The organism is Pseudomonas sp. FP198, from assembly GCF_030687895.1.
In the GTDB taxonomy this organism is placed as follows: Bacteria; Pseudomonadota; Gammaproteobacteria; order Pseudomonadales; family Pseudomonadaceae; genus Aquipseudomonas.
In genome coordinates this window covers 4,239,851-4,251,854 of record NZ_CP117452.1, presented here as the reverse complement: position 1 = coordinate 4,251,854, position 12,004 = coordinate 4,239,851, and the positions used below count along the sequence as shown (strand labels likewise).

The window sequence follows — 12,004 nt, the reverse complement described above, 5'->3', positions numbered from 1 at the left end:
ATCTCCCGACGCTACGTCCTCGCCATCCGAATCGGCGATACTCCCCCTATCCGCCGCCTGGATATCGAGGAACCGCATGCCGCTTCACGTCCTGGACAGTCTGTCCGCCATCGCCTCACCCGAGTGGGACGCGCTGGTGCCTGCCAATCAACCGTTCCTGCGCCACGCTTTTCTCACCGCCCTGGAAGACAGCGCCAGCCTGGGCGAGCATTCCGGCTGGCAGCCCGAGCACCTGCTGCACATAGAAGACGGACGGCTGCTGGCGGCCCTGCCCAGTTACCGCAAGTGGCATTCCTACGGCGAGTACGTGTTCGATCATGGCTGGGCCGATGCCTGTGCCCGGGCGGGCATCGACTATTACCCCAAGCTGTTGACGGCCGTGCCGTTCAGTCCGGTCAGCGGGCCGCGGCTGCTGGCGGCGTCAGTGGAGGACGGTCTGGAATTGCTCGGCAGCCTGCCGGGTTATCTGGAAATCGAAGGGCTTTCCAGCGCCCACATCAACTTCACCGATGCCTTTACCGATGCGGCGTTGGCCGGGCAGGAGGGTTGGCTGCAGCGGATCGGTTGCCAGTACCACTGGCAGAATCGCGGCTATCGGGACTTCCAGGATTTTCTTGATGCGCTTAGTTCCCGCAAGCGCAAGCAGATGCGCAAGGAGCGCGAGCAAGTGGCTGGGCAGGGCATCGAGTTCGAGTGGCTCGAAGGCCATCAGCTTGACGAGGCGCAATGGGATTTTGTCTACGCCTGTTACGCCAATACCTATGCGGTACGTCGGCAAGCGCCTTATCTGACCCGGGCATTCTTCAGCCTGCTGGCCGAGCGCATGCCCGAGGCCATTCGCGTGGTGCTGGCCAAACAAGGTTCGCGGCCGGTGGCGATGGCATTCAGCCTGGTGGGCGGCGACAGTTTTTACGGCCGCTACTGGGGCTGCCTGGCGGAGTTCGATCGGCTGCATTTCGAGACGTGTTTCTACCAGGGCATGGACTATGCGATCGCCAACGGTCTGCAGCGTTTTGACGCCGGAGCCCAGGGCGAGCACAAATTGATTCGCGGGTTCGAGCCGGTGATTACCCGGTCGTGGCATTACTTGCGCCATCCCGGTTTGAAAGCGGCGGTGGCGGATTTTCTAGTCCGCGAGCATGAGGGCGTGCTGGCGTATGCCGAAGAGGCCAGGACAGCACTGCCGTATCGGCAGTGCTGAGGATGTTATGAAATCCCGTGGCGAGGGAGCTTGCTCCCGCTGGGCTGCGCAGCGGCCCCAAAAAAGCTGAATCCAACCATGAAGCTGGATCCGGGCTTCAAAGGGGGGCGCTGCGCACCCTAGCGGGAGCAAGCTCCCTCGCCACGGGTTTTGTGTGGACTCCGGTCTCAATCAATCCCGACAAACCCACCCGTCTGATGCTGCCAGAGCCGCGCGTACAGCCCGCCATGGGCCAACAGCTCGGCATGACTGCCGGTCTCGGCGATGTGGCCGTTTTCCAGCACCACCAGCCGGTCCATCCGGGCGATGGTCGAGAGGCGGTGGGCGATGGCGATCACGGTCTTGCCTTGCATCAGCGTCTCGAGGCTTTCCTGGATCGCCGCTTCGACTTCCGAGTCCAGCGCGGAGGTCGCTTCGTCCATGATCAGGATCGGCGCATCCTTGAGCAATACCCGGGCGATGGCGATGCGTTGGCGCTGGCCACCGGAAAGCTTCACGCCGCGCTCACCGACGTGCGCATCGAAACCGGTGCGGCCTTCGGCGTCCGACAGCAACGGGATGAACTCATCGGCGCGGGCCTTGTGCACCGCTTCCCAGAGTTGCGCGTCGGTGGCGTCGGGCTTGCCATAAAGCAGGTTGTCGCGGATCGAGCGGTGTAGCAGCGAGGTGTCCTGGGTGATCATGCCGATGCGTTCGCGCAGGCTTTCCTGCCCGACATGGGCAATGTCCTGGCCGTCGATGAGGATGCGTCCGCCTTGCACGTCATAGAGGCGCAGCAGCAGGTTTACCAGCGTGGATTTACCCGCGCCGGACGGCCCGATCAGGCCGATTTTCTCGCCGGGCCTGATGGTCAGGTTCAGGTCGCTGATCACGCCGCTTTTTTTGCCGTAATGAAAATCCACATGCTCGAAACGCACCTCGCCACGGGCCACCGCGAGCGGCTTGGCCTGCTCGCGGTCGGTGACACTGACCGGCTGGGAGATGGACTGCAAGCCGTCCTGGACCATGCCGATGTTTTCGAAAATGCCGGTGACTACCCACATGATCCAGCCGGACATGTTGACGATGCGGATCACCAGGCCGGTGGCCAGGGCAATGGCGCCAACGCTGATGAGCGACTGGGTCCACAACCACAGCGCCAGGGCCGTGGTGCCGACGATCAGCAGCCCGTTCATGCTGGTGATGACCACGTCCATGCTCGTCACCACGCGGCCGGCCAGTTGGGCTTTCTCGGTCTGTTCCTCGATGGCTTCGCGAGCGTATTGCTGTTCGAAGTTGGTGTGGGCGAACAGCTTCAGCGTGGTGATGTTGGTGTAGCCGTCGACGATCCGTCCCATGAGCTTGGAGCGCGCATCGGAGGACACCACGGAGCGTTCCTTGACCCGTGGCACGAAGTAGCAGAGCGCGCCGATGTAGGCGGCGATCCAGGCCAGCAGCGGGATCATCAGGCGCCAATCGGCTTCGGCAAACAGCACCAGTGAGCTGATGGCATAGATCAGCACGTGCCACAGCGCATCCACGGCCTGCACCGCCGAGTCGCGCAGGGAATTGCCGGTCTGCATGATGCGCTGGGCGATGCGCCCGGCGAAGTCGTTCTGGAAGAAATTCAGGCTTTGCTTGAGCACGTAGCTGTGATTTTGCCAGCGGATCAGGCTGGTCATGCTCGGGCTCAGGGTCTGGTGCACCAGCAGGTCATGCAGGGCCACGAAGATCGGCCGGAACACCAGCGCGACCACCGCCATCCAGGCCAGTTCGAGGCCGTGCAGCTTGAAGAAGTCGGTGTTGGGCGTGGCCTGGGTCAGGTCGATGATGCGGCTCAGGTAGCTGAACAGCGCCACTTCGATCAGCGCGCCGATCAGGCCGACCACCAGCAGGGCGGCGAAGCTGGGCCAGACCTGTTTCAGGTAATACGTGTAGAAGGGCAGGACGCGGTTCGGCGGGGCCGAGGTCGGGGCGTCGCGGAAGATGTCGATCAGTTTTTCAAAACGGCGGTAAACCATGGGGTACATAGCCCGGGCGGGGGCTCTCCTTTTTTGCGGTGGGCGGCGCGGGGTTGCCGGCGCCGCTCAGGCTTGCCCTGTGGGTTCAGTCGATGCGCTTGGCCGACTTGATGATCACAGGATCGATCGGCACGTTTTGCATGCCTGATTTGGTGGTGGTCTGGGAGTTGACGATGATGTCCACCACGTCCATGCCCTTGACCACCTTGGCGAATACCGCGTAGCCGGCGTCGCGGCCCGGGTCGAGGAAGGCATTGTCGGCCACGTTGATGAAGAACTGGCTGGTGGCCGAATCCGGGTTGGATGTGCGGGCCATCGACAAGGTGCCGCGAACGTTATGCAGCCCATTGCTGGCTTCGTTCTTGATCGGTGCCTTGGTGTCTTTCTGCTGCATCTGCTGGGTAAAACCGCCGCCCTGGGCCATGAAACCCGGGATCACGCGATGGAAAATCGTGTTGTTGTAAAAGCCGCTGTCGACGTACTCAAGGAAGTTCTTGGTACTGATGGGCGCCTTGACCGGGTCCAGTTCGATTTCGATCTGGCCGTTGGTGGTGTCCAGCAGGACGTGTGGCGCCTTGGCCGGCGTGGCGGCCATCAGGTTGGCGGCAAACAGTACGGAGCCGGCGGCGAGGGCGATTTTTTTCAGCATGGGTTCAGTGATCCTGGGTAGTGGAATCGGTTGCGGTCAAGAATTCGAGCAGGGTCTGGTTGAAGCGTTCGGGTTGATCCAGGGGCGTAGCGTGCCGTGAATCGGCGATGACTGCCAGTCGTGCGTCAGGCAACAGTTTTACATAGGCTTCTTTCAGCGCCACCGGGGTGTAGTCGTGGTCGGCGCAAATGACGAGGGTTGGACAGGCAACTTGCGCCAGGCGTTCCTGCACGCCCCAGCCGACAATGGCGTCGAAACTGGCGAGATAGGCGCGTTTGTCGTTTTCTGCCCAACGCCGGGCCATTTCCAGGCGCAGTTCGGTTTGTTCGGGCTTGGGGAACAACTTCTCGCCGAGGGCCTTGCCGATGGTTTCCAGGCTCAGCAGGCGCATCAGGCTCCAGCGCTTGAACCATTGCCAGCAATCGTCGGGCGTACGGACTTTGACTTCAGGGGCGCTGTTGACAATGCACAGGCTTCTGACCCGTGCGGGTTCGTCCACGGCCAGCTGGAAACAGATCATGCCGCCCATGGACCAGCCCACCAGGTGCACCGGGCCGAGATCGAGGTGCTCGATCAGGGCATCCAGATCGGCGCTGAAGCCGGCGATGCTGTAGCGCTCGCGCGGCTTGTCGGAGCGGCCGTGGCCGCGCACATCCATCACGATCAGGCGGTAGTGGCGCGACAACACGGGAATCTGCTTTTCCCAGTCGCGAGTGCTGGAGCCCAACCCGTGGACCAGCACCAGCGGTGTGCCGTGGCCATATTCCTCGTAGTGCAGGTTGCAACCTTCATGTTCGAAAAAGGCCATCGGCGAGATCCTTGTCAGGCTTGTTCAGGGGCAGCGAACGGCGCATCCAGCGGCGCGGTATCGAAGGTGCGCAGCAGCTCGATGAGAATCTGCGTGGCCGGTCCCAGGGGCTTTTCCTTGTTCGAATACAGGTAGAAGCTCGGGTTGCGACTGGCGCCCTGATCCAAGGGTAGACGTTTGAGCGTGCCCTCTCGAAGTTCTCGCTCGATCATGTGCCGGGGCAGCCAGGCAAAGCCCAGGCCGCTGCCGACGAACGTCGCGGCGGTGGCCAGGCTCCCCACGGTCCAGCGCTGTTCGGCGCCGAGCCAGCCGACATCGCGGGGCTGCTGACGGCCGGAATCGCGGATCACCACTTGCAGCTGGCTCTCCAGGTCCTGGAACGTCAGCTCGCGGTTGAGTCGGTGCAGGGCGTGCTCGGGATGGGCCACCGCGACGAATTCGACATCGCTCAGTTCGGCGCCCAGGTAACCGGGAATGCTGAAGCCGCTGATGGCGAGGTCGGCCACGCCTTCGAGCAGTACCTCTTCGACACCGGACAAGACTTCTTCGCGCAGCCTTACCCGGCAGCCCCGGCTCTGCGGCATGAATGCGGTCAGGGCGCGGACGAGGCGGGCAGTGGGGTAGGCCGCGTCGACCACCAGGCGCACTTCAGCTTCCCAACCCTGCTCCATGTGGTGGGCCAGGTCTTCCAGCTGGCTGGCCTGTTTCACCAGTTGCCGGGAACGGCGCAGCAGCACGCCGCCGGCTTCGGTCAGCACGGCCTTGCGCCCGTCGATACGCAGCAACGGCACGCCGAGCTGATCCTGCATGCGGGCCACGGTGTAGCTCACCGATGATTGAGAGCGGTGCAGCACTTCGGCGGCCTGGGCGAAACCACCATGGTCCACCACCGCCTGCAACGTTCGCCATTGATCAAGGGTCACGCGGGGCGCTTTCATATTGAGCTCCTCTTGTCCTAAGCTGGCGGTCCCCTCGTGGAGACTGCCGAATGAAAAAAATCTGTTGTGCGCTGCTGGCCCTGCTGCCACTGAGTGCGTTCGCCTACCCGATCGACGTGGAAAAACACCTCAACGGTCTGAGCATCGACTACACCGCCTACGACACCGATGCCGACATCGGCTCGATCCAGGTCAACAATTACGGCAGCACCGACGCGGCGTGCAGCGTGGTATTTCGCAACGGCCCCGAAGCGCCGCGAACCCGCAAGATCGAAGTCGCCGCCGGCAAGTTCAAGAACGCCACCGCCAAGTTCAACCGCAACATCATCAAGCTGCGCATCGAGCTGACCTGCAAGCCGAAATAACCAGCGGCGGGGCAGCGTCATAAGGCGTGCTCCGCTTATAAACGAAATTATCGATGTTTTGCAGCAATTATTTGCGCTTTTTCATCGATATGATCGCGCTTAACCTTCACTCCATCGACTTACAACATTCTCAGATGGAGCCTACAAGCCATGTCCCGCGTTCTGATCATCGAAAGCAGTGCCCGCCAGCAAGACTCGGTTTCCCGTCAACTGACCCAGACCTTCATCAGCCAGTGGAAAGCCGCGCATCCGGCCGATGAGATCAGCGTTCGCGATCTGGCAGTCAACCCGGTTCCGCACCTGGACGCTCATCTGCTGGGGGGCTGGATGAAACCGGCCGAGCAGCGCAACGACATCGAGAACGCTTCGCTGGAGCGCTCCAACCAACTGACCGATGAGCTGCTCGCCGCCGATGTTCTGGTGATGGCTGCGCCGATGTACAACTTCGCCATTCCGAGCACCTTGAAAGCCTGGCTCGACCATGTGCTGCGCGCCGGCGTGACCTTCAAGTACACCCCCACCGGTCCCCAGGGGCTGTTGACCGGCAAGCGCGCTTTTGTGCTCACCGCCCGCGGCGGCATTCACGCCGGTGGCAGCACCGATCACCAGGAACCGTACCTGCGCCAGGTCATGGGCTTTATCGGTATCCACGACGTGACCTTCATCCATGCCGAAGGCATGAACCTGGGCGGCGACTTCCAGGAGAAGGGCCTGAACCAGGCCAACGCCAAGCTGTCCCAAGTGGCCTGAGCGTTAATCCTCGGGTAATCGCCAGATGTTCTAGTGACTTGGCGCTTCCCTTCAAACCGTTTTGCGCATCGAACCTCCCTTGGCACTTATTGCTCCTGAGTGCAGCCGCCCGATTGAACGCTGAAGCGAGATCGGGCTTTTTTTTTGCCTGCGATCTCCCATCCACTGAATTTCTCCTGTGGGAGCGAGCTTGCTCGCGATAGCGGAATGTCAGCCGACATCTCTCTCGACTGTCAGGCAGCCATCGCGAGCAAGCTCGCTCCCACAGGGTTTAGTGTCTGGGCTGGTTATTGCGGTTAGCGGCGATCCTGAAAAACCGCTATCTTCGCCGCCATTCGAAACGAGGGGCGGTATGGGCTATCTACTTTTTGTGACCTTGATCCAGGCGTTTTCCTTCAGCCTGATCGGCGAGTACCTGGCCGGGCATGTCGACAGTTATTTTGCGGTGCTGGTGCGCGTCGTGCTGGCGGGGCTGGTGTTCATTCCGTTGACGCGCTGGCGTCAGGTTGAGCCGTCGTTCATGCGCGGCATGCTGTTGATCGGTGCCCTGCAGTTCGGCGTGACTTACGTCTGCCTCTACCTGAGTTTCCGGGTACTGACGGTGCCGGAAGTGCTGTTGTTCACCATCCTCACGCCGCTGCACGTGACCTTGATCGAAGATGCACTCAATCGACGCTTCAACCCTTGGGCCTTGATCGCGGCGCTGGTGGCCGTGACCGGCGCGGCGGTGATTCGTTATGACCGGATCAACCCGGATTTCTTCATGGGCTTCTTGCTGCTGCAACTGGCCAACTTCACCTACGCGGCCGGGCAAGTGTTGTACAAGCACCTGGTGGCGCGGCACCCGAGCGACCTGCCGCACTATCGGCGTTTCGGCTATTTCTACCTCGGCGCGCTGATGGTTGCGCTGCCGGCCTTCCTGCTGTTCGGCAAGGCCGATTTCTGGCCTGAAGCGCCGCTGCAATGGGGCGTACTGGTATTCCTCGGCCTGGTCTCCACCGCGCTGGGCCTCTACTGGTGGAACAAGGGCGCGTGCCTGGTGAACGGCGGGACATTGGCGGTGATGAACAACCTGCACGTGCCGGTGGGGTTGCTGGTGAACCTGCTGATCTGGAACCAGCATGAGGCGTTGGGTCGGTTGCTGCTGGGTGGGTCGGTGATACTCGCGGCGGTGTGGATCAGTCGGTTGGGGGTGCGCCAAGCTCAGCCCTCACACTGAACCCCCTTGCGGGGGCCATGGTGGATCAGACCACCTGCCTCTCCGGCTCCGGAATATGGCTTGCCCCCAATACCGCCGGCAGCAACCCCGCCCGCAGATCCGTACCGCTCGGCTGTTGGTACAAGCCCAGCCCGAATTCCGGCATCACCGCCAGCAGGTAATCGAAGATATCCCCCTGGATGCGCTCGTAGTCGGCCCACACGGTGGTGCCGGTGAAGCAGTAGATTTCCAGCGGGATACCCTGGGCAGTGGTCTGCAGCTGGCGGACCATGCAGGTCATGTTCGGCTGGATCTCCGGGTGGCTTTTCAGATAGGCCAGGGCATAGGCGCGGAAAGTGCCGAGGTTGGTCATCCGCCGGCGGTTGGCCGACATCGCCGCGACGTTGCCCTGGGCTTCGTTCCAGGCCTTGAGCTCGGCCTGCTTGCGGCCGATGTAATCGGTCAGCAGGTGCACCTGGGTCAGGCGCTGTTCTTCCTCGTCGTGCAGGAAGCGCACGCCGCTGGCGTCGATGAACAGGCTGCGCTTGATCCGCCTTCCGCCGGATTGCTGCATGCCGCGCCAGTTCTTGAACGATTCGGACATCAGGCGCCAGGTGGGGATCGAGACGATGGTCTTGTCGAAGTTCTGCACCTTGACCGTGTGCAGGGTGATATCCACCACGTCACCGTCGGCTCCCACCTGTGGCATTTCGATCCAGTCGCCGACCCGCAGCATGTCGTTGCTGGTCAACTGCACGCTGGCGACGAACGACAACAGCGTGTCCTTGTAGACCAGGAGGATCACCGCCGACATCGCACCCAGGCCCGACAGCAGCAACAGCGGCGAGCGGTCGATCAGCGTGGCGACGATGATGATCGCGCCGAACACGTAGAGGACCATTTTTGTCAGCTGCACGTAGCCCTTGATCGAGCGGGTGCGGGCGTGTTCGGTGCGGGCATAGACGTCCAGCAGCGCACTGAGCAGGGCACTGACGGCCAGCAGCATGAACAGGATGGTGAAGGCCAGCGCGACATTGCCGAGGAAGACCATGCTGGTCTTGCTCAGCCCGGGTACCAGGTGCAGGCCGAACTGGATGATCAGCGACGGCGTCGTTTGCGCCAGGCGATGAAAGACTTTGTTCTGGCGCAGGTCGTTGACCCAGTGCAGGGCCGGTTGGCGGCCGATCAGCTTGGCGCCGTGCAGGATCAGGTAGCGCGCCACGCGTCCGAGCACCAGCGCGATCGCCAGCAGCAGGGCCAGGGCGAGGCCGGAATGCAGGAGCGGGTGCTGATCCAGGGCCCCCCAGAAATCCTGAAGGTTGAGCCAGAATTGTTTGATATCCATGGACGAGACGGTCTTCTATGAGCGCGATGGGCGAATTAGAGCATTTAAGCGTGGCGAAGTGACCGTTGATGACAAATCCGCTCTTGAAAACACACTGATTTGCAGCCGTTTGTATAAAGAAACTCGGCCTGCGCGCTCGAAACCGGTAACCTATGCAGCTGTTTTTTTGCATTTCTTCGAGGTAGCACCCGTGTTTTCCCAATTCGCCCTGCACGAACGCCTGCTCAAAGCCGTGGCCGAGCTTAAATTTGTCGAGCCAACGCCGGTGCAGGCAGCGGCTATTCCGCTCGCGCTCCAGGGGCGTGACCTGCGGGTGACGGCGCAGACCGGCAGCGGCAAGACCGCTGCGTTCGTGCTGCCGATCCTCAATCGCCTGATCGGCCCGGCCAAGGTCCGCGTCAGCATCAAGACCCTGATCCTGCTGCCGACCCGCGAGCTGGCCCAGCAGACCTTGAAGGAAGTGGAACGCTTCGCGCAGTTCACCTTCATCAAGTCCGGCCTGATCACCGGCGGGGAAGATTTCAAGGTCCAGGCCGCCATGCTGCGCAAGGTGCCGGATATCCTGATCGGCACGCCGGGGCGGATGATCGAGCAATTGAACGCCGGCAACCTCGACCTCAAGGAAGTCGAAGTGCTGGTGCTGGACGAAGCCGACCGCATGCTGGACATGGGTTTTGCCGAAGACGTGCAGCGCCTGGTGGATGAATGCGTCAATCGCCAGCAGACCATGCTGTTCTCCGCCACCACCGGCGGTTCGGGCCTGCGCGAGATGATCGCCAAGGTCCTGAACAACCCTGAGCACTTGCAGCTCAACGCGGTCAGCCAGCTGAACTCCACCACCCGCCAGCAGATCATCACCGCTGACCACAACCAGCACAAAGAGCAGATTGTGAACTGGTTGCTGGCCAACGAGACCTACGAAAAAGCCATCGTGTTCACCAACACCCGGGCCATGGCCGACCGCATCTACGGTCGTCTCGTCGCCCAGGAATACAAGGCGTTCGTGCTGCACGGCGAGAAAGACCAGAAGGACCGCAAGCTGGCCATCGACCGCCTCAAGCAGGGCGGTGTGAAGATCCTGGTGGCCACCGACGTCGCCGCCCGTGGCCTGGACGTCGACGGCCTGGATATGGTCATCAACTTCGACATGCCCCGCAGTGGCGACGAGTATGTGCACCGCATCGGCCGCACCGGTCGCGCCGGCAACGATGGCCTGGCGATCTCGCTGATCTGCCACGGCGACTGGAACCTGATGTCGAGCATCGAGCGCTACCTCAAGCAGAGCTTCGAGCGCCGTACCATCAAGGAAGTCAAAGGCACCTACGGCGGACCGAAAAAGGTCAAGGCGTCGGGCAAGGCCGTTGGCGTGAAGAAGAAAAAGGTCGACGCCAAGGGCGACAAGAAGAAAACCGGCGCGAAGGCCCCGACCAAGCGCAAGACCGCCAACCGCCCGAAGAGCGACGCGCCATCGCTGGTCAGCAAGGACGGCATGGCCCCGCTCAAACGCCGCAAGCCCGAGGCGCCGGCGGCTGAGTAAGCCCATGAATGAAAAACCGGACCTTGGGTCCGGTTTTTTTATGGGTACGCCGGGTCAGAAATGATATTTGACCAGCAGGCTGGTATTGCTCTGGTTGGTCTTGAAGCTTTCGCTGTCCTCGATGGCGTACTTGTTCTTCCAGTAGTCGTATTCCACGCCCACGTATAGCTGCTTGGCGCCGAGCTTCAACGCCTTGCCCAGGTCATATTTGATCTGCGGGACGATATGCAGGTTGGCGTGGTACGTGCCCTTGGCGTTGCTGTCGTTGTCGACGACCCAGTCGATGAACCCGTCGAACAGGATGTCGGATGAACCCACCGGGACGGTGACGGCCCAGACCGGGGTGATCTGCCAGACATTGTCGCCCGCCCGCGAGCCTTCGGTCTGGCGGTTGTAGAAATTCAACTGGAAATAGTCGAAGCCGGGAATCGCCAGGTCAAAGCCCGGGCCGATCAGGTAGGACTCGTTGTCACCTTCGCCAAACTCATAGGTCATGGCCAGCAGCACGTCCTTGACCGGGCCCAGTTCCAGCTTCTGATCAAGGATCTTGCCAAACGACAGGCGCGGACTGAACTCGCCGTAGTAGGTGTTCGGGCCGGAATTGCTGTCGTCCTCGCCGTTGTAGAAGATCCGGTCGAGGAAGAAGAAGTTGTCGCCGTAGGTCCAGGCATCGGCGTGTTCGAACGTCACGGTCTGCTGGATACGTGGATTGATCTGGAAATCCTTGCCGTAGAGGTAACTCAGGCTGTTGTTCTGCCACTGCAACAGATCGCCGGCCATGGCCTGGCTGCCGGCGAGCAACGATCCTGCGAGTATCAGGCTGGTGCACGTACGTTTCATTCGGTTTGCTCCCAAAGGTAAGTGGTACCGCGTTGTTGTCGTCAGCGCTCTGGTGTGGCGCCTTTTTCCACGGACAAAACATCCGTTCGGTCAGCTTTTTGTTTGTGGCAGTGGCTGAAAGTCGGTGGGTCGCTCAGGACCTTATGATTATTTTGAGATGTCCGGGTTTGAACGGCCGCGCAGGATACGGACTTGCCTGGAGCGACTCAAGTGCGCTGCGACGGCGCATCCGGAGGCGTGACGATGGAGCGCATGCATAAGCTTTCCTCTTGTTCTTATTGTTGAGGCGCAGGCGGCCGCTGACGGGCGACCGGTCTTGTGCCGGCCTGCCTGTCTGCGGTATTGCGGGTGGAGCGGGGTGTGTCTGGCCGGA

The 12,004-nt window shown here is 61.6% G+C and carries 11 protein-coding genes; 5 read left to right on the top strand and 6 right to left on the bottom strand.

The features are described from left to right. Positions 1 to 76 precede the first annotated feature (76 nt). On the top strand, positions 77 to 1,201 hold the full coding sequence (locus tag PSH78_RS19325) for a GNAT family N-acetyltransferase (protein WP_305496164.1): 1,125 nt from the start codon (positions 77 to 79) through the stop codon (positions 1,199 to 1,201). Positions 1,202 to 1,368: 167 nt separating this feature from the next. Here the strand turns inward: PSH78_RS19325 and PSH78_RS19320 are convergent, their stop codons facing one another. From PSH78_RS19320 to PSH78_RS19305, 4 genes are all read right to left on the bottom strand, one after another. Then, positions 1,369 to 3,201 (bottom strand): ABC transporter ATP-binding protein, encoded by a 1,833-nt coding sequence (locus tag PSH78_RS19320; RefSeq protein ID WP_305496163.1) that lies wholly within the window; start codon positions 3,199 to 3,201, stop codon positions 1,369 to 1,371. 85 nt (positions 3,202 to 3,286) lie between these two features. After that, entirely contained in the window at positions 3,287 to 3,850 is a 564-nt protein-coding gene (locus PSH78_RS19315; RefSeq protein ID WP_305496162.1) for a peptidylprolyl isomerase, read from the bottom strand. 4 nt (positions 3,851 to 3,854) lie between these two features. After that, positions 3,855 to 4,658, bottom strand: a complete 804-nt coding sequence (locus PSH78_RS19310; RefSeq protein ID WP_305496161.1) for an alpha/beta fold hydrolase — start codon at positions 4,656 to 4,658, stop codon at positions 3,855 to 3,857. 14 nt (positions 4,659 to 4,672) lie between these two features. Then, positions 4,673 to 5,596, bottom strand: a complete 924-nt coding sequence (locus PSH78_RS19305; RefSeq protein ID WP_305496160.1) for a LysR family transcriptional regulator — start codon at positions 5,594 to 5,596, stop codon at positions 4,673 to 4,675. A gap of 50 nt (positions 5,597 to 5,646) precedes the next feature. Here PSH78_RS19305 and PSH78_RS19300 point away from each other — a divergent pair, with 50 nt between their 5' ends. The 3 genes from PSH78_RS19300 to PSH78_RS19290 all read left to right on the top strand — a co-directional run bounded on the left by PSH78_RS19300 (position 5,647) and on the right by PSH78_RS19290 (position 7,930). Further along, complete coding sequence (locus tag PSH78_RS19300; protein ID WP_305496159.1) at positions 5,647 to 5,961, top strand: 3-phosphoglycerate kinase; 315 nt, start codon at positions 5,647 to 5,649, stop codon at positions 5,959 to 5,961. A 150-nt stretch (positions 5,962 to 6,111) separates the two neighbouring features. After that, positions 6,112 to 6,711 carry an FMN-dependent NADH-azoreductase gene (locus PSH78_RS19295; RefSeq protein ID WP_305496158.1) on the top strand — a complete coding sequence of 200 codons (600 nt, stop codon included), beginning with the start codon at positions 6,112 to 6,114 and terminating at the stop codon, positions 6,709 to 6,711. A 352-nt stretch (positions 6,712 to 7,063) separates the two neighbouring features. Then, the gene (locus PSH78_RS19290; RefSeq protein WP_305496157.1) at positions 7,064 to 7,930 is read left to right on the top strand and encodes a carboxylate/amino acid/amine transporter; all 867 of its coding nucleotides are present in this window, start codon (positions 7,064 to 7,066) and stop codon (positions 7,928 to 7,930) included. A 25-nt stretch (positions 7,931 to 7,955) separates the two neighbouring features. Here the strand turns inward: PSH78_RS19290 and PSH78_RS19285 are convergent, their stop codons facing one another. After that, on the bottom strand, positions 7,956 to 9,254 hold the full coding sequence (locus PSH78_RS19285) for a mechanosensitive ion channel family protein (protein WP_305496156.1): 1,299 nt from the start codon (positions 9,252 to 9,254) through the stop codon (positions 7,956 to 7,958). 190 nt (positions 9,255 to 9,444) lie between these two features. On the opposite strand from PSH78_RS19285, the gene PSH78_RS19280 reads away from it, so the two are divergent. Then, positions 9,445 to 10,791, top strand: coding sequence for a DEAD/DEAH box helicase (locus PSH78_RS19280; RefSeq protein ID WP_305496155.1), 1,347 nt, complete (start codon positions 9,445 to 9,447; stop codon positions 10,789 to 10,791). Positions 10,792 to 10,845: 54 nt separating this feature from the next. Here the strand turns inward: PSH78_RS19280 and PSH78_RS19275 are convergent, their stop codons facing one another. Continuing rightward, positions 10,846 to 11,631 carry an outer membrane protein OmpK gene (locus PSH78_RS19275; protein WP_305496154.1) on the bottom strand — a complete coding sequence of 262 codons (786 nt, stop codon included), beginning with the start codon at positions 11,629 to 11,631 and terminating at the stop codon, positions 10,846 to 10,848. Positions 11,632 to 12,004 lie beyond the last annotated feature (373 nt).